Origin of the sequence: Pedobacter ginsenosidimutans, from assembly GCF_001442625.1 — a bacterium.
Classification (GTDB): Bacteria; Bacteroidota; Bacteroidia; order Sphingobacteriales; family Sphingobacteriaceae; genus Pedobacter; species Pedobacter ginsenosidimutans.
Window position 1 is genome coordinate 1 of the sequence record NZ_LMZQ01000009.1, and the last position, 21,823, is coordinate 21,823.

Consider the following 21,823-nt stretch of genomic DNA (forward strand, 5'->3'; position numbering starts at 1 on the left):
AAGTTTGAGAAGGGACCGCCAACTACTTCTTTCGAGTTAAACGGTTGGGGTGATGATCTGGTACACGATTACCTGAAAGCGATTACCATTAACAATAGAATAGGGGTACTTTATAGCAATAAAGACTATGGCTGCGAGTGGGATTACGATTTCAGGAACAAACGTTTTTTAGCTGAAGATAATACCAAATTCGGGGTAAATATTATCCTTTACGCAATGGGCATAAACAGTTAACAATTTCCAGTTGGCTGTTTTTCGTGCTGTCAGATGTTACCACTTGACAGGTTTAGCGCACTACATCAGGTGATAACGATCATCAAAAATCTGCATTACCGATGCTTTTATCCCAAAAAGTGCCAGTTTTTCGCAAAACTCATTGCTGATATCCTTTGCCGAAACAATGCGGATTACTTTGTCGCAATCTTCTAGATCGATAGACCATTCTGAAATATCCTGCAACCCTGCAGCAGCCAAAGCAATTAAACCGGTATCGCTGCCCGATTCGATAATGGTAGAGATGATGGTGATGTATCTGGACATATATTAGGAATAATTAATGGATTTTCAAGACCAATCCATAGCTGAAACTGATCTTTTGTCAATGCAAACGTAAGAATAATTTGTAAACAAACCAAACGTTCGGTATCTTTGTGGTATGGAAAATCCCTATAAAAGAAAAAAAGAGCCTGAAGTAAGCAAACAACTTATTTTAGCAGCAGCTGCAGAAATCGGCGCATTAGATTGGCATCGTGTTACTTTTCAGGCCATTGCCGATAAAACGGGTTTGAGCAAGGGGGGCATTATCCACCATTTCCGTAACAAAGAAGATCTGTTAAAAGAATTGATGAACCAAAGTTTGGCTGAGCTTACCGAGTGGATTGTAGAAGAAAAAAAGTCATCGGGTAAGGAGGTGGGAAGTTTGGCTTACCTGCGCTTTATTATTAATAAAAGTAACGACCTGTTTTATAGAAGGACGATGAAAATTATCACTCAGGTTATTCTCATCAATGCAGAGTACCGTAAAGGCTGGGATGAATGGTTTAGTACCCATATTGGTAATGGCGATGATGGCGGGCAAGGTATAAAACACCTGATTGTGATGCTTGTTGCTGATGGATTATGGTATTCGGATAATCTGGGTGTTTATGATATCAGTGACAAGAAAAAACAACAGATTTTAGAAACACTCATTAAACTTTAAGTATGAAATATCTTTTTCTTGCGCTGGCCATTATCTCAGAGGTAGTTGGTTCGAGCTTTTTAAATGCGAGCAATCAGTTTACCAAACTCATTCCATCAGCTATAACAGTTGTGGCCTATTTGCTTTGTTTTTACTTTTTATCCATTGCCTTAAAATCGATTCCACTCGGCACGGCTTATGCCATTTGGGGAGGTCTGGGTATTGTATTAACCGCAATAATATCGGTTGTTGTTTTTAAAAATAAGTTAGATATTGGAGCCATTATTGGTATTAGTCTTATTGTTGCGGGGGTAGTGGTGCTCAATGTTTTTTCCAAATCAACTTCCCATTAAAATTTAGCGCTAATTTTTATGCAAGAACCTGCTGAAACAACCGTTCATCAAAATAAAACTTTTACCGATATCAATTATGGCGGTAAACAGCTGCAAAAGAGAGAGTTTATTAAGTGCGAATTTATAAGGTGCGATTTTTCTAAAAGTGAGCTGAGCCATAACGATTTTGTTGACTGTGAATTTAGCCATTGTAATTTCTCGCTCACTCAGGTAACAGGTACAGGTTTTAGTAACATTACATTCACAGATTGTAAAATATTGGGTATTGATTTTTCTACCTGCAATAAATTTATGTTCTCCTTTTCTTTTAAGGGGTGCATTTTGGATTATTCTGTTTTTTATGGTACCAAGCTCAGGAAAACAAATTTTATTAACTGCTCACTAAAGGAAGTCGATTTTGAATCGGCAGATTTATCTTCAGCTGTTTTTAATAATTGCGACCTCACGGCCACATCTTTTAACAGGACAATTCTGGAGAAAACTGATTTCCGCACCGCAAGGAATTTTTCTTTCGACCCTTCGCTGAACACCATCAAAAAAGCCAGATTTTCGTCGAATAACCTTTCGGGTTTATTGGACCACTTCAAACTGGATATTGAGGATTAGGTAGCTAATTTGAAATCGATAACCCGGCTAACCAATCTACAAAGCATAGGCCGTTTCGGCCTTTGATTGATTCAGTACCAAAAAGCTCTGGATATTTCCTACATAAGCCAGTGCGCCTATATTATCCCTGAGGAAATTGTTGTAAGAAACCATATCTGGCATGGCCACTTTAAGCATAAAATCGAAATGCCCGGTAAGGTGATAACACTCCATCACTTCCGGGTATTTTTCCATTTCGGCCTTAAACGCCCTTACAATATCTTCTGAATGTATGGTAAGCTGAATGTGAGGAAAGGCTATAAAATGCGACCTCAGTTTATCGATGTCTACAATGGCAACTGTTGATTTGATGTAGCCATTTGACCGCAGTTTTTTAATGCGGTCTACAATATGGGTCATGCTTTTTCTAAGCTTTCCCGAAACTTCTTTATAGGTTAATAATCCATCACGTTGTAAAAGATTTAGGATTTCGATATCAGTCTGATCAACTTTTTGAGGTTGCATGTAAATACTTAGTGTATAACTGTTTCTTTTTTGTTCGCTTTTGTGCAGCCTAAAAATAGTTAAAATAAGGTATATTTATATAATTTATTGTCGTTTTTTAAAAACATACTTAGTGTATATATTACAATAATAGTAAAAATTATGGAGTGCAAATAAAAATTATATTCTGTCAGCTTATTTTCCTCGTGTACTAAACCAAATTTTTAGGATGTTTAGGGTTTGATAAAAAATAATTTTTACCAAAAAAATAAGTTGTTGCGGTATAATTTGCTTAACTACTGATCTTTACGCTGTAATTAATTTAACCGAATATTATTTTTCTCATGCATAAAAAACACAATTTCGGTGCCGGCCCATGCATATTGCCGTCATCTGTAATGGAACAAGCTGCTCAGGCTGTAATCAATTGGGGAGGGATGGGTTTATCTATTTTAGAAGTTTCTCACCGATCGCCAGAATTTGAAGATGTGGTACTTAAAACCCAGCTTTTGGTGCGCGAGTTATTGTCTGTTCCCGATCACTATTCAGTGCTTTTTTTGCAGGGTGGGGCCAGTACACAATTTGCTATGGTTCCAATGAATTTTTTGAGTAAAGGAAAAAAAGCCGCTTATCTTGATACCGGTTATTTTGCACAAAAAGCCATTAAAGAGGCCAAATTGTTTGGCGAAGTAGCGCTAGTTGCATCTTCGAAAGATAAAGATTATGCTTACATCCCGGTTGATTTTAATAACGATAAGCAAGCTGCGTACCTGCATTGTACTTCAAATAATACGATTGAGGGGACAGAGATATTCGATTTCTCTACTGCCGGTGCGCCGTTGATATGCGATATGTCATCAGATATTTTTTCCAGAAAAATTAACATCACCGATTTTGATCTTATTTATGCAGGTGCCCAAAAGAATATGGGGCCAGCAGGAATGACACTCGTTATTGCTAAAAATGAATTTCTTGATCAGGCAAAAAAAGAAATCCCATCAATGTTGGATTATCGGGTATTCCGCGATAATATGAGCATGTACAATACACCGCCAGTTTTTTCTATTTATGTGGCCATGCTTAATTTATTGTGGCTTAAAGATCAGGGTGGTGTTAACGGAATAGAACAAAAAAATATAGAAAAGGCAAAATTATTATATACCGAAATAGATCGGAATCCACTTTTTTACGGTACGGCCGATGTTGGGCATCGCTCTCGAATGAATGTTACTTTTTTAGCCATTAATAAAGAGGTAGAAACCGGGTTTTTAAAATTTGCAGCAGACCAGGGAATTGTAGGCATAAAAGGCTATAGAACAGTTGGTGGATTTAGGGCTTCACTTTACAATGCGCTTCCATTATCGAGTGTTGAAGTATTGGTAAGTGCGATGGCCAGTTTTGAAAAAATATACAGCGATAAAACAGTTCTTGAACTCGGATAATCCGTTAAATGATGATAAAAATCTCTCCATTAAAGGCATTACAGCCAGGTAAAGACATCTTTGATCTGATGATTTCTGATCAGGTATACGGTAAGGTGCATAAAAATGAGCAGCTTTCGTTTGAAGACTTGCTTAATCTGTTCGGATGTCCTTTGGATGATCGGCCAGCTATTTATGTTTATGAGTTCCGTAGCGAATTTGGTGTAATGAGGGGCATTTGGGCCGCTACCGATCTTTCTCGAACACCAGTAGATTCAATTAAAAGGCACGAAGAAACGGTATCATCGAAAGTAGAATCGCTTAAAATAGACCGTAAAAATAAGGCAACGCAAAAGTCACCAATCTTATTGGTCCATAAAAAAGACAAAATCTTAGATACGCTTATTGATTTTGTAGTGCGTACGCGTAAACCTTTGGCAAGCGAATGGTCGCAGATGGAACATTTTCTTTATCAGGTATTGGAAGAAGATGTTATTGAAAAATTTGTTGCGGAATTTATGAAACTTGATGCGGCTTACCTTGCCGACGGTCATCATCGCCTGGAAGCAGCCTGTTCGTTGCAGAAGAACTCGCCTCAGCAGATCAGTTCGCTATTTGTTTCTGCCGATGTAATTTCGATAGGTGCCTTTCATCGAGTGGTTTCGGGGGCAGATATTTCTTATTCACTGTTGATGGAAAAACTCAAACAGTATTATTACATCTCAAAAATCCCCAATAACAAAGCTTATAAACCTGATCAGAAGAACAGGTTAGGCCTTTGTTTTAAAGGCGAATGGTATCAACTGGATTTAAATAAAGCTTCTATTGCATTGCCAGAAGTGCCAGATACGGTGATTTTACAAGATAAAATTCTGTCAGCTGCGCTTGGTATCAATAACCCAAAGGAAGACGAAAGATTAACTTGCTTTCCGGATTGCAAATGGTCTCAATTTCTTGCAGCGCTGGATCACGATGAAACGTCAATTGGTTTTTCTCTTTTTCCGATGACAGCCGATGCATTTATTACCGCTGCAGAAAAGGGTGAGTTTTTGCCACCCAAATCTACCTGGATAGAACCTAAGATCCCTCAGGGGTTTATGGCGACTAGCACGGTGGCCATAACGGCGAAAGGAGAACCGGTAAGGGTAAATTAATAGTTAAATCTATAAAACAAACGATATGTTCGATCTCGATTTAGAAAGCATAGCGCAGATAGGCGCTACCTTTCTGATAATTGCTTTCTTTTTAGTGGCTTTGTACAAAAAACGTCTTAAAATAAATAAGAAAAAAAACGATGGAGAGCACGATCATCTGCATTGGCTCTAAAACAGTTAAATTGAAGATTGTTGTGGTAAATCAATTTAGTTTGATACGGAGTAAGTTTTGCAGTTAATTATGCCATAGTGGTTGATTATAGCAATTTGATTATAGTTAAATTTTATACTTTTGGGTTATTGATATTTACAATTTAACCCGATATATTTTATGAAAATGCTTTTTAGAGTTTGCATACTTTTTATTTTAATTTGCTCATCTGTACTGGCGAGTGCACAAACCGTTACTTTAGATTATTTTTTTAATCGCGAAACCCGAAAAAATAAAACTGGAGAGGTAGAGCGTTTTCATTATTTATGGGGCAAAAGCGATTATGGAAATTTCTTTATTTTGGGAAATATCTTTAAGAAACAAGGCTTTAAGTTAGATTCTCTAGAAACAGCTCCTACTGCAGCCAAGCTAAAAGGAACTGATGTATATCTAATTGTAGATCCCGATCGACCAAAAGAAAATCCAAAACCAAATTATATACAGGCGGCAGATATTACTGAAATTTCTGCATGGGTAAAACAAGGAGGCATATTGGTGATGTTTGCTAACGATAGTGCAAACGTAGAATTACCTCACTTTAATAAACTAGCCAATGTATTTGGTATGCACTTTAGCAATGAAATGCAAAATCATGTTATTGATGATAAACATTTTGAAGATGGTGCTATTTCAACGAAAAATAATCCTGTATTTAAAACGGCGCAAAAAATATTTATGAAAGATGTTTGCGCTATTGAAACCAGGAATGCTGCAAAACCGGTTTTGAAAAATGCGGCTAATGCAACAGTTATTGCTTCAGCTAAGTATGGTAAAGGAACGGTAATTGCCATCGCCGACCCATGGTTGTATGACGAATATGTTAACGGACGTTTACCAAAAGAAATGGGTTTCGAAAATGATAAAGCAGCTGCTGATGTAGTGGCATGGTTAAAAAAACTGTCGAAAAAATAATGCTATTAAAGTTTATCTAGTTTAAGATAACCCAAATGAATTTCATCTTCAGGTAAATCGCCTGAAGATGTTTTTATTTCGATATGGTATTTTTGTTTCGATTCTTCGCTTAAAATATCTTCAATTTTATAAATATCATCTACATCAATGCCATACTTTTCATCAATATGGGCATTGGCTCCTTTTATCGAATTGGTTTTAAAGAATACCGTTCTCTTTGCCTCCTGTATAGCCTTGGCCCTTTCATTATGAACAGATAAAACAATATAATGTTGTTCGTATAGTTGGTTCGATTGGTAGCCACCAAGGTTAATGAAAAATAGCTTGTCGGTAGAAAGAGCTGTAGAACTATCTCTTAATTTAATGTTGATTTCATAATTATCCACCTTAGTCACTTCCCTCCAGCCATCAATATGGATACTGGTTCCTGCTTCGGGCCAAAACGCTCTAATTTCGGGAACAAGCGCCTTAAGCGAGTGGGCGATGCCGAAGAAATAATCGTGCTGTTCTACATTTCTTTTTGGTGCTTTCGATCCCAATAAAAGCATGTATAATTTTGGTTGCTGTGTATCCATATTTAATTGCTTGCCTTTTCTTTAACAGCGTTAATCAGAATTGGTTTGTGATTTTACATCTTCTTTTAACCACAGAGAGCACAAGGAGGAAGGCGCGGAGAACACAAAGCTGGTGATTATGCAGCACAAACCTTTCAATATAAACCCGATAGCAGTGGATGCCGATTCTTCATCGGCTGGAACGAATAGCGGGACTACCACACCCCATGGAATACTGACATTCATTTCCAAAACCTAAAAGCATTACAAACATCATTTATATTGACCCTTATAAAATAAATTATTTCTCAGGATGACAACTAGGACTATTATTCCGTATTTCTGTGACAAAAAGCAAAACAATTTCATCTTTTTAAGATTATATGAACTGACGAGTTAAGGGGCACAAATAAATGCAGCGATAAATGGATACTAAAAAAGCAAAAATAAAAATCGCTATTATAGGCGGTGGGCCTAGCGGTCTTTTTATGTACAAAAGATTAACTGAAACTAAAGCCACCAACTTTGAAATAGACATCTTCGAACGCAAAAATTATTTGGGCGCTGGCATGCCCTATAGCGTTGAAGGTGCAAATGTAGAACATATCACTAACGTATCAGATAATGAAATTCCGGTCATCTTTAACTCCATTGAAGATTGGGTGAAAATTGCTCCAAAAAGTATTTTAAAAAAGTTTAACATCAGTAAAGAGAAATTTAACGAATACAAAGTATTGCCCCGACTGTTTTTTGGTGAATACCTATCGGCCCAATTTAATCTCCTGAAAAAAGCTGCGGCTAAAAAAGGAATCAAAACCAATGTCCACTTAAATTGCATTGTAGAAGATATTATTGATGTCACTGATGACAATACAGTAGCCGTATGTGTTCAAAATCATGATAAACTTTATTTTGATCAGGTTATTATCTGTACCGGGCACAATTGGCCTAAAAAATATGAGGGCAGGATTCCCAATTATTTCGATTCTCCATACCCACCTAAAAAAATAGCGCTAAAACTTAACCACGCTGTTGGCATTATGGGTTCATCGTTAACGGCGATTGATGCCTTAAGAACGTTGGCCAGGCAAAATGGAAAGTTTACAGATAATGAAGATGGAACCTACGCCTATCATTTAGAAAGCAAGGACTTTAAAATTGTAATGCATTCGCGTAATGGTTTATTACCTGCAATTCGCTTTCATCTGGAAGATTCACATTTAGGAAAGGAAGAAACGCTAAGCAAAGCAGAAATTCAGGAAAGTATAGGTAAGAATGGAGGATTTTTACCCTTGGATTTTGTATTTGAAAAGAATTTCAAGGAAATGTTTGTTGAAAAGGATCCTGCTTTTTATGAGCAGATTAAAGAAATGAACCTCGAGGAGTTTGTTGGGGCCATGATGGCGTTTAGAGAAAAAATAGAACCCTTCGATCTTTTTAAGCAAGAATACGAGGAGGCAGAAAAATCTATAGAAAAGCGGAAATCTATTTATTGGAAAGAAGCCTTAGCCGTTTTAAGTTTTGCCATGAACTATCCTGCAAAGTACCTTTCTGCCGAAGATATGGAACGGCTTCAAAAAGTATTAATGCCCCTTATTTCTATTGTAATTGCATTTGTACCCCAAAGCTCGTGCAGAGAATTATTGGCACTGCACGAAGCGGGTGTGTTAAGCATTGTTGCCGTTGGAGATGACGCAGAACTTAAACCATTAGAAACAGGTGGCGCAGATTATCATTACACGGTAGGTGATAAGAAGATTACCGTTCACTTCGATACCTTTATCGATTGTATTGGACAGCCACACCTTTCTTTTGAGGATTTTCCTTTTAAAAGCTTGATTAACAATGGAACGGTTAGTCCGGCTATGTTGCAGTTCCAGTCTGCTGAGAACGGAAAATCAGAAATGAAACACAATGATCTGGTGACAAGGAAAGGCAATACTTACTTTTTAAATGTGCCTGGTATCACCATTAACGATCATTTTCAGGTGGTTAATGAAGCGGGGCAGGTGAATGAAAGAATCTATATTATGGCCGTTCCGTACATTGGTGGTTACAACCCCGATTATTCTGGGATCGATTTCTGTGAAGCCGCATCGGAAGCGGTGTTAAAGCGTGTTTTAGGAGAGAATAGACTTACTTAATAAATTTTCTACTTAGACACATTATTTCATGTATTTTTTGATGACACTAATGCTGTAGCTAAGAGAAAGCTTAATTTATGAAATCGATTAGTATTGTTTCTACAAAAAAATACAACTGATAAAACGATTTATTTATTGTTTTTCAAGATTATAAACAGCAGTTTTTTTAAAGTAGCTTAATATGTTGGTGTTTTGATAATTAAGAACAGAAATTACTTAAAAATAGTATATTTTATTTAATTGCTTTTAAAGAAAAAATTGCCTAATGGGGTATTGGGGCTTGTTTTGTGTAAAAAAACAAACGTTTGCGCTTAATTTGCGTAATGTCTTTTTAGAATTACAAAATTTATAAAAACGGTATAGCATTTCTGGGTATAGGCGAGCCTGGATATGATTCTTTAAGCCTAATTTCAATAACCAATCAAACTGTTATTTAAAGCTTTTTCCTTAACAGTTATTCGTTATTAGAATATCGTTTATAAAAAGTATAAAAATTAGTTGATTAATACCGCTGTTCAATGTGTATAGCTATTTATGGCTTTATTTACCACGCATTTTTTAAGCAAACGTTTGCGTTAAGAAAAAATAAAAAACAACTTTCTTAATATATACCTTGCATTAACAAATCATAACTAGCCGATATTTTATTTTAGTATTACGAGCATAAAGAATCTTGTCAACTAGCAAGAAAACAAATAATAAATAAAATAACCAAAGAACCTCTAACCAAGGTATATAACAAACAAGCAAACAAAAACTAATCATTCTTATGCACGATAGGTTGCATTAAGAATTAATATTAATCAATCTTAAACCACATTCCATGATCAAAAATTTTACTTTTTGTCTTCAGGCATTGCTTTGCCCAAAATCTCGGATAGAGACAATTTCTTAATTGCATTTTAACAATCGAGTTTCTTCTTTAAACACTTAAACTTTTAATTAAACTAATAAAATGGTTAAAATTTATACAAGCGTTTGTATTGCCTTGTTTTTATCTGTTTTTGGATCGCAATCTTTATATGCCCACAGGGTATGCCTTAAAATGGCTAACGGCAGTTATTTTGTTCTTCAGCAAGATACTACTAAAGCTAAAAAAGATTCGTCCGCCTATTCCATTAAAACCGATACAATTGGTCAAATGATTAGAGCACTACAGAAATTTAAAACAGTACGTGATACAGTTAACATCCGTTCCTCAACACCTGTTCCCAATCTATCATTACAGCAAATTATCAAAGGTAATTTGGCTGGCGTTTACATACAGGAACCAAACGGCGAACCTGGAACTGAGCAAAGCATTATTATACAAGGTACCTCTGGTTTACTCTTTAATAAAAAAGATATTTATGCTTTACAGCCGGCAATTTATTTAAACGGAGTGCCTCTGGTTGCGGATAATCCTTTTGCATTTGATGTACAGAAATACGACTACAATAGGATTGGCCCTGCAACCAATCTTTTATCACAGGTGGATATCAATAATATTCAGTCTATTACTGTAATTAAAGATCCCTTCGAACTGGCCAAACTTGGACCAAATGCGGCTAATGGAGCTATATACATTACTACTAAAAATGCAAAGGCGGGTCTGAGAGACATCAGTCTAAATTCTTATTTTGGTTATGTAGCCGCGCCAAAGGTAAATACCATTAATGGGGTTTATGAAAACAATTTCAGGAACCAGTTTTATCAAAAATACAATCCAACAGGCAACCCTGCTTCTTATTTAAGAGATTCTACAAATGTGGCGTATTTTGGCCCTTCAAACTGGACAGATTTATATTACCAGAATACACCGACATTTTCTGCCGATTTAGGGATTACAGGTGGAACGGAAAGGGCAAATTTCAGGTTTTTTGGTTCAGGGACTAAGAATGCCGGTAACGCTGATGAGACAGGATTAAACCGGTACAATTTGTTTTTCGGGATCAATATGGCGCCTTTTAAATGGCTTACTGTTTCAAGTACGGTTAATACGGCCCGTTTAGACCGTAGCAGGAACAAAAGTTTGCGAGATCGTTTTGCCGAAACACGCTACATCCCCGATTTAAGCAGCCCGCTTTCTCCAAATGCAGAATCTTACGCTACATACCTAATTCAAAATGATAGAAATGTGGATAACAACCGTTCTACAGTATTAAACGGAAACCTGACCTTAAGTGCAAAGGTGAATAAATTTGTAATCTCTACCACAGGTTTGTTCAATTACAATGAAGGGATCAGGGATTATTTTATACCATCAACCTTGCTGGCGGGTATCAGTTATATTTCTAACTATTTTGGTTATAGCCAAAGGGTTTCACTCAACAACAGTATTAGCTATAAATATGATATCAATAAAAACCATGTTATTGATTTGGAACTTGGACAGAGTTTACAGGGCGATACCTACAAATATAATTATGCAAGAGCCTACAATGGCCCGAATGATTATGTAAAACTGACTTTTGTAGATGGTAACCCTACCAAAGATGGAACTGATAACCCAGATTACCTCAACGTACTATCTAATGGCAATTTTTATGTATTCAGGTATATAGATAAGGAGCGTAATAATTTAATGTCGTTTTATGGATCGGCAAAATACGCTTATAAAAGCCTGTTTACCTTAAGTGCTTTATTGAGAAGAGATGGTACCTCTAATGGTCAGCCAGATAGCCGTTGGGTAACTACCCCGGCATTTAATGCCAACTGGAATTTAAAAGAACAGTTTCTAAAAGGCAATAGCGTAATTGATGCATTACATTTAAGCGCAGGCTGGGGCAGAACTTTAAGGGTTTTCCAGGATGACCGTTTTGCTGCAGGACCACAGTACCGTTCAGAAAATGGATGGGAAGAAGAGCCAACTATACCGGGTTATGGCGGCCTATTGGGTATTAACCGCCCATACAACAGTGGTTTTATTGGTTATAACATCAGTTTACCTTATGCAGATCGTACGAGTGTAACTTTGGATGCATCTTTTTTAAACAGCCGCATCAATGCTGCCATAACGGTATATAACCGTGAAGATAAAAACAGCGTAATCGGATTGCCTGTAGCCGTTGAAACAGGTTATTCCACCCAATATAAATCGGGTATGGATATCAACAACAAAGGGGTAGAATTTTTGGTTAATGGTGCGGTGTTACAACAAAGCAATGGCTTAACCTGGAATACTGGCCTAAATTTAAGCTATAACAAAAATAAACTTTCTGCATTGCCAGAGGGCTTAAACGAATTAATTTACCAGAACGATAATAAGTTACAGGTAGGAAAATCGGTAGGCAGTTATTGGTTATACACCAACCAAGGTATTTATAACAGCGATGCTGAAGTACCTGCCGGAAGAACTTTTAACGGTATTCCTTTAAAAGCCGGTGATCCGAAATGGGTTGATTACAATAACGATAACCGCATCGATAGTAAAGACAAAGTATTAACCGGCGATAGATTACCAAAATTTGTGGGCGGCTGGAATAATACCGTTGCTTACAAAAACTTTGATTTAAACTTCAATTTCATTTTTGCTGCGGGACAAAAAGCCATTAACCAATACGAGGCAACCCGTTACGGTTTTGTAAACCGCGAGGCTGGAAACGATATCAACTCGGTTAAAGAAGTTTCTTCATGGCAATCGTTCGATAACGAGAAAAATTATCCGATATACAATCCATGGAGCCCTGTAGATGCTTACCGTACCGATCAGGATCTGTTTTTAGAAAGTGCTTCTTATGTGAAATTAAGATCGGTTACCCTGGGTTATGATTTTGGTAAAACAGGTTTATTCAAAAAAGCCGGTGGAAAAATCAGGAGAGCTTATTTATATGCTACAGCCTTAAACGTATTTACACTGACCGATTTTTCAGGTGTTGATCCAGAACTGATCAATTACAATGGAATATATGACGGTGCAAATATCACCATCCCACGAACATTTGTTTTAGGCTTCAAACTCGATTTATAAAATATACCATTATTGATATGAAATATTCTAATTATAAAATTAGTATCTACAGGTCGGTTACTCTAGTGTTAATACTAACCATGGTTGGTGTGGGTAATTTCTCCTGTAAGAAAATTGATGATGTACAATCAACAAGATTAGCTACCGAAGAAAGTAACTGGAAAACGCTGGAAGATGCCCGCGCAAACTTACTCTCGGTATATGGCCTGATGCGTTCGGCTACGGTATCAGATAATACCCATTGGTTAATGGGCGATTTACGTCAGGGCGATTTTCAGATCACCAACAGGGCAGATCTTAAATCTATTGTTACAGGGCAGTTAAATGCACAGTACCCAGTAATTAACAGGATTACCAACTGGCGCAGGTTTTATGCCGTAGTTAATGCTGCGAGTTTATTTATTGAGCGCTCTAAACAGATTATACCGTTAGATTCGCGGTACACGCAGATAAACAATAATGTAGATGTAGCACAAGCTAGAATATTAAGAGCGTTTGCCTATTTCTATATGGTAAGGATCTGGGGCGATGTGCCTTTGTTAACCTCATCGCACGATGGTGATTTTGTACAGTTGCCAAGAACAGCTAAAGATAAAGTTTTACAGTTTGCAACAACCGAGCTATTGGCTGCAGCGCAGGTGGTACCTTTTAAATATGGCGGCGATGATCCTATTTTGCCTGGCCTTTATTATGGTGCAGGCTGGGCAAGCTGGAACGGCAATATTTTTACCCGGTTATCGGCCTATATTATTTTGGCCCACATTGCGGCCTGGCAGGGCAATTACCTGGATGCAGCTACCTATTCAAAATTCGTATTAGATAACTATACCAAATCTAACGGAAGTGGTTCTAACGGGATTGTTTATCTGGATATGGACGCCCTTACTGAGAACGTAAACTACTATAGTCCATTTGCTTTTAAACGCGCAACGGTATTGGTAGGTTTTCCATTTGAGGCAGGTAATGGTTTATCTACTGCTAACGGCCATATTGAGCAGTTAACCCTGGCATCGCCGTTTATCCCTAAAACACAGCCTGAAATGTTTGTGCCAAAGGATAGTATCCTTAAAATATTTACTGATCCAGGAGATTTAAGGTTTAGCATTAACCCTGTTACAGGCTTATACCGTACAAATTATTTTTACAACTTCCCATCAGAGCAGCCCATTTTTAACAAAATCAAAGTGATTTACACGGCTCAAACCTCTGGTAACTTAACCCTGTTTAGTTCTACCATGCTGTTTAGCCGAATCGAAGAAATTACCTTGCTTAGGGCCGAAGCCTGTGCTGTATTGGGTCAGCGTGATGAAGCCATTTTGGCACTGAATAAAGCAGCCAATTTAAGAGGAACGGTTACTTATAACGCTGCATCTGGCAAAGATTTGGTTGATGCCATTTTTGAAGAACGCAGAAGAGAGTTAATGGGCGAAGGCTGGAGATGGTACGACATCGTACGTTACAACAGGCTTAAAAATGCTGCCGGCACCTTCATCAAGAAAAATGGTGTGTCACTTACATTCACGCAGTTTGAGCGTGCAGGAGGTATTTACTGGCCGGTATCTCAAGATGTAATCAATGCAAATCCATCGGTTACCCAAAATCCATACTGGCAATAATCAATCAGAAGATCATGAAAAAGAAATTATATAAGCATAGCATATTGTTGCTAATAGCCGTAATGGGTATTTATTTAAGTGCCTGCAAAAAAAACGATTCTCCTTATTACGATTATACCAATACGGTACAAACCTATAAAGGAACCGCAGTGGATTATTTAAAATCGAAACCGAACACTTTTGATTCGCTGCTTTTGGTATTGGACCGTTTTCCTTTTTTGAAGGATTCTTTAACCAATCAGAAAGTAACCTTGTTTGCACCGGTAAATGAAAATTTCGCTTCATCGGTTAAGTATTTGAACCAAACCAGAAAAGCGGAAGGGAAAGCGCCTGTTTATTTAAGCACCGCAGATCCGTTGGAACTGGCATTCATGCTTTCAAAATATATTGTAAGGGGAAACTTAACATCTGCTACTTATGCCAGTACGGTTGATGGTATTTCGGTTACAACAGTAGCCTCCAATTATCCTATGCATGTAAAAGCGCTACAGGCAAATGCATCAGGTTTTGTGGGTGGAGGTGCCACAACACTCGAATATAGCGATATGTACGGCTCAACCATTAGGCTTAACTGGGTAACCACCAATACCAACGCCATTAACATCAAAACCAATAATGCGACCATAAATATTTTAACCCCGCTGCACAATTTTGGGTTTGATGAATTTACATACAGATTAGACCAATAGCCTTATGAAGATGAAAACTAAAAAATACTTTCTTAGTGTAGCGATAATGCTAACAGGCATGATGCTCGTATTGGTGTCGTGCAAGAAAAATTTACCGGATAATAGACTGTCTATCGCTAATGATAGTCAGTACACACAATATCTATATCAGCCTACATTGGGTAGAAATACCTTATTTACCAACAATTTTACTTATGGTAACTCAAGCAGACCTCTGGATTTTAAAATTGTGAACATGCGCACCTTTGGTGGCGAGCCTGCTCCTGAACTAACCAAACTTTATCCTGTTAAGGTATGGAAAACAGCTTATGATGGCACGGAAAAATCGCTGGCCGAAATTGAGGCCAAACGTGTAATCGAAAACCACCCTTTGTTTGAAGTACGTCCGCATTCTGGTGAGTTTTTAATGTGGGCAGAAGCCAATTCGAATATGATTAAAGCACAACCAGATTCGGGTTATGTTTTTGATGTAGAAATGTCGAATACCGGTGGAAGGAAATATTTTCAGAATTTCCGTCTTAGTCCACTGCGCGAACGTCCTTATGAGCCATCGCCATTAGATCCGATAACAGGACAGGGGACATCAACCTCTGTTAGTCCTGCAGGTTTATTTATTACCGGTACAAGAACCAATCAGTTCTTATCATCAAGTGATGTAGCCGTGGTGTTTAATAAACTGCCAAAAGGGTTGCCTGGTTATTCCGGACATAGCATCAGTTTCAAATTTATAGATACGCTTGCTCAGGTTATCGATCCAAATAAGTTCGCTTTAACTGATTGGGGCAATTTGGTACATGGTTTCAATATGGTAAAAGATGCCACCAAAGTGAAGTTTGATGTGGCTTATCCGATTCCTTTAACCGCATATCCTACAAAATATACCACTACAGATGGTGCTGCGGCAAGGGTAGTATTCAGGTTCGACAGGCAGGCATTTGGTGCGGTTTTACTCCACTGTTATCTCGCCTTAAATTTCAAGATCTACGAGGAGGGAGATTGGGAAATTATCTTTCAGTTCAAGAACGACAAACCAAAATTTGATAACGACTGATGAAACAAACTAAATCTAAACAAAACATATTTCCAATGAAGTATTTTTACAGCATAGTAATTTTATTGATTTTTGGTTTGCACAATCTCGCCCTGGCGCAACAGCAAATTGCGGTTACAGGTACAGTTTACGACGGCGAATCGAAAAAGAAAGAAACCATGCCAGGCGTAAGCATTTTAAGTGCTGGCAGGGTTTTGGGCCAAACCGATGGCGATGGCCGTTATAGGGTTACCGTAGCATCAAATGCAGAAATTACCTTTAAATATTTAAGTTACGTAACACAAACCATCAAGATAAACGGAAGAACCGTCATTAATCTGACTTTACAGGGCGATAACGCTACCCTTAAAGAAGTTACGGTTACTGCAGGTTATCAAACCAAAACCAGAACTTTATCTACAGGTTCTACTGTAAGCATTTCGGGTAAGGATATTCAAGGACAGCCTGCGAGTGATGTCATGTCACTTTTACAAGGTAAAGTTGCCGGTCTTAACATTCAGAATAATACTGGTGCACCGGGTTTTAGAGGTTCTATTACCTTACGTGGTATTTCGAATATCAATGTGTCAGGGTCAGGAAGTTCGAGTTTCTTAACCCCAACTTCACCACTGTTTGTAATTGATGGGGTACCTGTTGATGACAATACCAATTATTCGTACGGTTTTCAACAGGCAGGGCCGGGTGTATCACCTATCTCGCAGATCCCACCAGAGGATATCGAAGACATTACCACATTAAAAGATGCCGCTGCAACTTCATTATATGGATCGAGAGGTGCTTATGGGGTTATTTTAGTAACCACTAAACGTGGTAATTCTAAAGTACCGGTAGTCCGTTATACGGGTGCATCTTTCTTTTCAATGGTTCCTCAATTACGAAGCGTTATTGGAGGTAAAGGTGAGCGTTTATTGCGGATCGATCAGATTTTGCAGAATGATACCAGTTACACCCATGCCATAGATATGATCAATTATAATCCCGTTTTAGCGGATAGTTTAAATGCATATTTCAATAACTCGACCGACTGGCAATCCTATTTTTACAGAAACACCTTTAACCAAACCCATAATGTAAACATTTCGGGCGGTGATGTGGCTTTTAACTATAAAGTGGGTTTAGGAGCTTATGATGAAACCGGGATTCAGGAGAATACAGGCTACTCGAGGTATAACCTCAATATGAACATGCAGTATAACCCCAGTCCTAAATTTAAATTGGTGGGGCAGTTGCAAAATTCTATCCAAAAACAACAAACAGGTAGCGGTAATGGGTTGTTAAACAGTGGTTTGTCAACTACAGGTCAAGCCTCAAGCTTATTACCTTCACCATCCTTATTTTCGTCTCAAAGTGGTGTATTGGCACAACTGCAAACGGATAACGATAATAAATCATTACAAACCTTTGCAACCATTAATGCAGAATATGAGCTTTTTAAGAACTTTAGGATTGCCACTTTCTTAAATTATACCAATAGCACCGGTACTAAAGATAATTTTTCACCAGCGGCGTTAAACGGAAATCAATCTAAATATTATACTTATGACGATCGTGCCACCAAGTTGTACAACCGTAACCAGTTCTCTTATGTATATGGTTTAAAAGATGCTTCAGGTGAGGATTCGCATACATTTAACTTATTTGCTTTTACGGAGATTAACTCGAGCTTTTTTAAAGCTGATGCTATTTTGAACGAAAAAGGAGTTAACGATCAATTAAGGGGGCCTTTAACCAATATGACGGACTACCTGACCTCTTTGGGTGGAACTATCGATTATAATGATGCCAGGAGCGTAGCTTTTGCAGGTGCATTTTCTTATAACTACAAACAAAAATATGTATTGGATATTAATTACCGTTTAGATGCCAACTCGGCCAATGGTGAAAATGCCCGCTATGTTGCCAATCCATCTTTTGCCTTAAAATGGAACTTTAACAAAGAAAAGTTTTTACAGAACATTAAATGGGTCGATTATGCCGATATCCGTTTAAGTTATGGTTCTAACATACAACCCGTAGGTGGAGTTTTTGATGCCTATGGTAAATATGTAGGAGGAAACCGTTATAATAATGCCAATTCTATCATATTGGATCTAAAAAGGTTGCCAAATTTAGATTTACAGCCTACAAGAGCAACCACTTACAACGCTGGTGTTGATTTTAGTTTGTTCCAAAACCGTTTTTCATTCGTTTTTGATACCTATTATAAACAAAATGATAATATTTTCAGATACAAGGATATTTCAAGTGCCAATTCATTTGAAACAGTTGCCTCTAACGAAATCAGTAACGTAAACTACGGATGGGAATTCCAAACAACTGCCCGCCCACTAAGTCCTACAAGCCCGTTTAAGTGGACAGTATCAGCAAACTTGGCCATCAACAGGGAAATTTTGGCACAATTGCCTGATAATTTGAGAGATTTTATTTATTATGATAAAGCCTTACAACAAGACACTTATTACCGCTTAGGTACCAACTCATTATCTAATTACTTATACAATACAAAAGGTGTTTACTCTACCAATGCCCAGGTTCCGGTTGATCCAAATACAGGTTTGCCTTACCGCGTAGGAGGCACTGGTCGTTTGAATTATTTTAGAGCAGGCGATCCTATTTTTACCGATCTGGATGGAAATTATGTACTTGATGGTAACGATAGGGTAATTGCGGGTAATTCGCAGCCGCAGATAACAGGAGGCTTTTATTCCTACCTGCAATGGAAAAACTGGAGTATAGAGGTAAATACTTCCTTTACCCTCGTTCGCGATATCATCAATAACCCTTTAGGTAAACAATTACAGAACTATGCTAATTTCAAACAGTTAGGCAGTTTGGTGCCACTGGATCAGCTAAACTATTGGAGTGCACCAGGTCAGAATGCCACTTATGCCAACCCACTTGATTTTGTGCGTGCTGGTATTATCGATCCTTTTAGGTTAAATCAAACGGCTTTTCAGGAAGATGGCTCTTACTTTAAGTTAAACTCGATTAAAGTGTATTACATCTTTGATAAGAAATTTACCAGCAGGTTCGGAATGAACAGGGTAAGTATCAACGCTACTGCAGCAAACCTCGGCTTTATTACACGCTACTCTGGTCCAAACCCTGAAAATGTGACCAGTTTAGGTAGAGATGACTCAGGAGGTTATCCTTCACCAAAGCAGTTTACATTAGGTTTAAACATTGAGTTTTAAAAATTAGACAGATGAAAAATACAAAATACATAATTCTGATTGCTGCACTGGTTTTTACTGCCTTTGGCTGCAAAAAATTTCTAAATGTAACACCAATTGAAGCACAGAGTGGAAATAACTTTTGGAAAACACGTGAAGATGTGGAGGGATTTACAAACGGGATTTACTCAAGGTTAAAATCAAAAGTGGCAGGAACACCAACCTTTTTTAATGAAGATGACCGCGCATTCTTCCCCGCATTAGAAATGAGGGGGAATAAGGTTGCCATAGGGAGTTTAAGTAACGATGGTGCAAATACCTTTAATGCACTTACAGGTAACAATATGAAATTTCTTGTTGCCAGTTCTGGAAGGTTCAATGGCATGATGAAAAACATAATGAGCTGGAAAGAATGGTATGATGTCGTTGCTGCGGCCAACATCTTATACTTCGAAGTTGATAAAGTGCCTTCGTCAAGTTTGCCAGATGCTGATAAAAAACGCTATAAAGCTGAGGCTGTGTTTTTGCGCAACCTGAGTTACATGTTTATCTGTAAATTATTTGGCGATGCTATTTATTATACAGATGCTTACCACAGTACTCCTCAGGGCAGAACGCCGCAGGTAACGGTATTGAACAGGTGTATCGAAGATATGACTGCGGCAAAAAATGATCTGCCTACTTTCTACAACGATGCAACATCTAACGGTTTCAGGCCTACAAGAGCATCGGCAGTGGCACTGTTAATGCATTTAAACATGTGGGCTGCAGCATGGGATACCGGGGTTAAAACCAAATATTATGATGCGGTAAAAACACTGGCTACCGAACTGGATACTTATAGTAATTATAAGATATTGCCAATTACCCCTGCCAATACCCTGAAAATTTTTAAAGGAAGAAGTTCTGAGAACCTGTTCGGCATTTTACAGGACTTTAACTATGGCGAAGGATTTTCTTTACCAGCGGGTTTATCCTATTATTTATCGCATTACCCATATCAGGGCAATGTAACCAAAACGCAAAGTTCTATAGCTTATTCAACCGATTATATCCGTAAACTTTATCCTCCGGGATCTGCAGATGCAAGGATAACCACCTGGTTTGAAAACTATGATGCTCAAGGCGGGGCGTTCCAGTTTAAGAAATTTGCAAATATTTATTCAACCGGATCGGGCAGCGCAATATCCATCACAAGTGATGATAGTGCCATTATTTTCAGGTTACCTGATTGCTATTTATTAACTGCTGAAGCCCTTGCAGAGCTTGGCGACGAAAGCGGAGCAAGAGATTTTGCAAATAGGGTAACTGTAACAGCCAATGCGCCACTGATTACGCAGAGCGGACAGGATTTAAAAGACGAAATTTATAGAGAAAGGTGCAGGGAGCTAATTGGCGAAGGGCAGTTCTTTTTCGATCTGGTAAGAACAAAGCGGGTATTGAATTCTGATTTTACCAATGCTCCAATGTCGGTAGCTAACCTAAACGCAGGTGCCTGGACATGGCCGCTTACCATTACCGCTGCCGAGCGTAGCGCAAACCCAAATTTAATCGGTAATAATTATTGGAACTAATAGATATGAAGACGAATTATAAAACACTGCTATTTTCAGTAATCTGTGTATTGTCAGTTTTAACCGGCTGTAAAAAATACTATATGGAAACGGGTTTACACGAAGCAAAATATAATGGAAACATGATGCAGTACATGGAAGAGAAGAAACCATTTTTCGATTCGACTCTAACGGTGATCAAATTGGCTGGTTTAGCCGACGTGGTAAGCAAAGAGAATATTACATTTTTTGCACCGCCAAGCGGTTCGGTTTTTAAATCGGTTAAAGCTTTAAATATTAGATTGAGGTCAACAGGTAAAGATACCGTTTCTCAATTATCGCAGATCAAACCCGAAGTTTGGAAAAATATATTATCGCAATATATATTTAAAGGCAGCAACCGCTTAAAAGATTATCCTCAGCGCGATACTTTATCTTACCTCGCTTTTCCGGGTCAGGGTTATACGTCTTATAGCGGCAGGATTATGAACATCGGAGTAATTTTTAACGATGCCGTAATATTAAGCGACAAAGGAGAAGAACTTTCGAGAGTAGCTTATGCGGGTTACCGTCAGTTATACCTTGCTTATATTCCCGATCTGTCCAACCCTCAGGTATCATTGGTCAATATTCCGGTTGCTACGTCTGATATTCAGCCCACCAACGGTGTATTACATGTGTTGACTAAAATCATACATAATTTTGGTTTTAATACCAATATTTTTATCGAGCAGGCCATATCCGCGGGTATTAATCCACCAACAAAATAGCCTT

At 38.0% G+C, this 21,823-nt stretch carries 19 protein-coding genes; 16 read left to right on the forward strand and 3 right to left on the reverse strand.

Translation table 11 applies throughout. From position 1 onward, the window contains the following. Positions 1-234: DUF4159 domain-containing protein (locus tag ASU31_RS13510; RefSeq protein ID WP_157258008.1), on the forward strand; the 234-nt coding region annotated here is incomplete at its 5' end. 60 nt (positions 235-294) lie between these two features. Here ASU31_RS13510 and ASU31_RS13515 read toward each other — a convergent pair. Continuing rightward, a complete protein-coding gene (locus ASU31_RS13515; RefSeq protein WP_057932833.1) occupies positions 295-540 on the reverse strand; it encodes a hypothetical protein in 246 nt (81 codons plus the stop codon). Between the two features lie 115 nt (positions 541-655). Between ASU31_RS13515 and ASU31_RS13520 the strand changes: the two genes are divergently transcribed. From ASU31_RS13520 to ASU31_RS13530, 3 genes are read left to right on the forward strand one after another with little or no spacing between them, the layout of a single operon-like run. Continuing rightward, positions 656-1,201, forward strand: coding sequence for a TetR/AcrR family transcriptional regulator (locus ASU31_RS13520; RefSeq protein WP_057932834.1), 546 nt, complete (start codon positions 656-658; stop codon positions 1,199-1,201). A gap of 2 nt (positions 1,202-1,203) precedes the next feature. Beyond that, entirely contained in the window at positions 1,204-1,533 is a 330-nt protein-coding gene (locus ASU31_RS13525) for a DMT family transporter (protein WP_057932835.1), read from the forward strand. Between the two features lie 18 nt (positions 1,534-1,551). Next, positions 1,552-2,139: a pentapeptide repeat-containing protein gene (locus ASU31_RS13530; RefSeq protein WP_057932836.1), complete on the forward strand. Its 588-nt coding sequence runs from the start codon at positions 1,552-1,554 to the stop codon at positions 2,137-2,139. Positions 2,140-2,175: 36 nt separating this feature from the next. Here the strand turns inward: ASU31_RS13530 and ASU31_RS13535 are convergent, their stop codons facing one another. Beyond that, positions 2,176-2,643, reverse strand: coding sequence for an Lrp/AsnC family transcriptional regulator (locus tag ASU31_RS13535; RefSeq protein ID WP_057932837.1), 468 nt, complete (start codon positions 2,641-2,643; stop codon positions 2,176-2,178). Between the two features lie 323 nt (positions 2,644-2,966). On the opposite strand from ASU31_RS13535, the gene serC reads away from it, so the two are divergent. The 4 genes from serC to ASU31_RS13550 all read left to right on the forward strand — a co-directional run bounded on the left by serC (position 2,967) and on the right by ASU31_RS13550 (position 6,320). Then, positions 2,967-4,064 (forward strand): 3-phosphoserine/phosphohydroxythreonine transaminase, encoded by a 1,098-nt coding sequence (serC, locus tag ASU31_RS13540; RefSeq protein WP_057932838.1) that lies wholly within the window; start codon positions 2,967-2,969, stop codon positions 4,062-4,064. An 8-nt stretch (positions 4,065-4,072) separates the two neighbouring features. Further along, positions 4,073-5,197, forward strand: coding sequence for a DUF1015 family protein (locus tag ASU31_RS13545; RefSeq protein WP_057932839.1), 1,125 nt, complete (start codon positions 4,073-4,075; stop codon positions 5,195-5,197). Between the two features lie 25 nt (positions 5,198-5,222). Next, complete coding sequence (locus ASU31_RS27500; protein ID WP_157258009.1) at positions 5,223-5,369, forward strand: hypothetical protein; 147 nt, start codon at positions 5,223-5,225, stop codon at positions 5,367-5,369. 159 nt (positions 5,370-5,528) lie between these two features. Beyond that, entirely contained in the window at positions 5,529-6,320 is a 792-nt protein-coding gene (locus tag ASU31_RS13550) for a lacto-N-biose phosphorylase central domain-containing protein (RefSeq protein WP_057932840.1), read from the forward strand. Between the two features lie 5 nt (positions 6,321-6,325). On the opposite strand, the gene ASU31_RS13555 is transcribed toward ASU31_RS13550, so the two are convergent. After that, positions 6,326-6,895: a DUF1543 domain-containing protein gene (locus ASU31_RS13555; RefSeq protein WP_057932841.1), complete on the reverse strand. Its 570-nt coding sequence runs from the start codon at positions 6,893-6,895 to the stop codon at positions 6,326-6,328. A 404-nt stretch (positions 6,896-7,299) separates the two neighbouring features. Here ASU31_RS13555 and ASU31_RS13560 point away from each other — a divergent pair, with 404 nt between their 5' ends. The 8 genes from ASU31_RS13560 to ASU31_RS13595 all read left to right on the forward strand — a co-directional run bounded on the left by ASU31_RS13560 (position 7,300) and on the right by ASU31_RS13595 (position 21,819). Then, positions 7,300-9,018 (forward strand): FAD/NAD(P)-binding protein, encoded by a 1,719-nt coding sequence (locus ASU31_RS13560; RefSeq protein WP_057932842.1) that lies wholly within the window; start codon positions 7,300-7,302, stop codon positions 9,016-9,018. Between the two features lie 955 nt (positions 9,019-9,973). After that, positions 9,974-12,967, forward strand: a complete 2,994-nt coding sequence (locus ASU31_RS13565) for a SusC/RagA family TonB-linked outer membrane protein (RefSeq protein WP_057932843.1) — start codon at positions 9,974-9,976, stop codon at positions 12,965-12,967. A 17-nt stretch (positions 12,968-12,984) separates the two neighbouring features. Continuing rightward, complete coding sequence (locus ASU31_RS13570) at positions 12,985-14,583, forward strand: RagB/SusD family nutrient uptake outer membrane protein (protein ID WP_083505366.1); 1,599 nt, start codon at positions 12,985-12,987, stop codon at positions 14,581-14,583. Positions 14,584-14,597: 14 nt separating this feature from the next. Then, positions 14,598-15,272, forward strand: a complete 675-nt coding sequence (locus ASU31_RS13575) for a hypothetical protein (protein ID WP_157258010.1) — start codon at positions 14,598-14,600, stop codon at positions 15,270-15,272. A 10-nt stretch (positions 15,273-15,282) separates the two neighbouring features. Next, positions 15,283-16,323 carry a DUF5007 domain-containing protein gene (locus ASU31_RS13580; RefSeq protein WP_057932846.1) on the forward strand — a complete coding sequence of 347 codons (1,041 nt, stop codon included), beginning with the start codon at positions 15,283-15,285 and terminating at the stop codon, positions 16,321-16,323. Between the two features lie 35 nt (positions 16,324-16,358). Beyond that, complete coding sequence (locus tag ASU31_RS13585) at positions 16,359-19,517, forward strand: SusC/RagA family TonB-linked outer membrane protein (protein ID WP_167346186.1); 3,159 nt, start codon at positions 16,359-16,361, stop codon at positions 19,515-19,517. Between the two features lie 11 nt (positions 19,518-19,528). After that, positions 19,529-21,070 (forward strand): RagB/SusD family nutrient uptake outer membrane protein, encoded by a 1,542-nt coding sequence (locus ASU31_RS13590; protein ID WP_057932848.1) that lies wholly within the window; start codon positions 19,529-19,531, stop codon positions 21,068-21,070. 5 nt (positions 21,071-21,075) lie between these two features. Next, positions 21,076-21,819: a fasciclin domain-containing protein gene (locus tag ASU31_RS13595; RefSeq protein WP_157258011.1), complete on the forward strand. Its 744-nt coding sequence runs from the start codon at positions 21,076-21,078 to the stop codon at positions 21,817-21,819. Positions 21,820-21,823: the final 4 nt, after the last annotated feature.

Excerpts from the sequence above, each read along its gene's own strand:
- ASU31_RS13530 (WP_057932836.1), top strand. The coding sequence starts at position 1,552 with ATGCAAGAACCTGCTGAAACAACCGTTCATCAAAATAAAACTTTTACC.
- ASU31_RS13545 (WP_057932839.1), top strand. The coding sequence starts at position 4,073 with ATGATGATAAAAATCTCTCCATTAAAGGCATTACAGCCAGGTAAAGAC.
- serC (WP_057932838.1), top strand. The coding sequence starts at position 2,967 with ATGCATAAAAAACACAATTTCGGTGCCGGCCCATGCATATTGCCGTCA.
- ASU31_RS13515 (WP_057932833.1), bottom strand. The coding sequence starts at position 540 with ATGTCCAGATACATCACCATCATCTCTACCATTATCGAATCGGGCAGC.
- ASU31_RS13580 (WP_057932846.1), top strand. The coding sequence starts at position 15,283 with ATGAAAACTAAAAAATACTTTCTTAGTGTAGCGATAATGCTAACAGGC.
- ASU31_RS13565 (WP_057932843.1), top strand. The coding sequence starts at position 9,974 with ATGGTTAAAATTTATACAAGCGTTTGTATTGCCTTGTTTTTATCTGTT.
- ASU31_RS13585 (WP_167346186.1), top strand. The coding sequence starts at position 16,359 with ATGAAGTATTTTTACAGCATAGTAATTTTATTGATTTTTGGTTTGCAC.
- ASU31_RS13590 (WP_057932848.1), top strand. The coding sequence starts at position 19,529 with ATGAAAAATACAAAATACATAATTCTGATTGCTGCACTGGTTTTTACT.
- ASU31_RS13560 (WP_057932842.1), top strand. The coding sequence starts at position 7,300 with ATGGATACTAAAAAAGCAAAAATAAAAATCGCTATTATAGGCGGTGGG.
- ASU31_RS13525 (WP_057932835.1), top strand. The coding sequence starts at position 1,204 with ATGAAATATCTTTTTCTTGCGCTGGCCATTATCTCAGAGGTAGTTGGT.
- ASU31_RS13550 (WP_057932840.1), top strand. The coding sequence starts at position 5,529 with ATGAAAATGCTTTTTAGAGTTTGCATACTTTTTATTTTAATTTGCTCA.
- ASU31_RS13595 (WP_157258011.1), top strand. The coding sequence starts at position 21,076 with ATGAAGACGAATTATAAAACACTGCTATTTTCAGTAATCTGTGTATTG.
- ASU31_RS13575 (WP_157258010.1), top strand. The coding sequence starts at position 14,598 with ATGAAAAAGAAATTATATAAGCATAGCATATTGTTGCTAATAGCCGTA.
- ASU31_RS13555 (WP_057932841.1), bottom strand. The coding sequence starts at position 6,895 with ATGGATACACAGCAACCAAAATTATACATGCTTTTATTGGGATCGAAA.
- ASU31_RS13570 (WP_083505366.1), top strand. The coding sequence starts at position 12,985 with ATGAAATATTCTAATTATAAAATTAGTATCTACAGGTCGGTTACTCTA.
- ASU31_RS27500 (WP_157258009.1), top strand. The coding sequence starts at position 5,223 with ATGTTCGATCTCGATTTAGAAAGCATAGCGCAGATAGGCGCTACCTTT.
- ASU31_RS13535 (WP_057932837.1), bottom strand. The coding sequence starts at position 2,643 with ATGCAACCTCAAAAAGTTGATCAGACTGATATCGAAATCCTAAATCTT.
- ASU31_RS13520 (WP_057932834.1), top strand. The coding sequence starts at position 656 with ATGGAAAATCCCTATAAAAGAAAAAAAGAGCCTGAAGTAAGCAAACAA.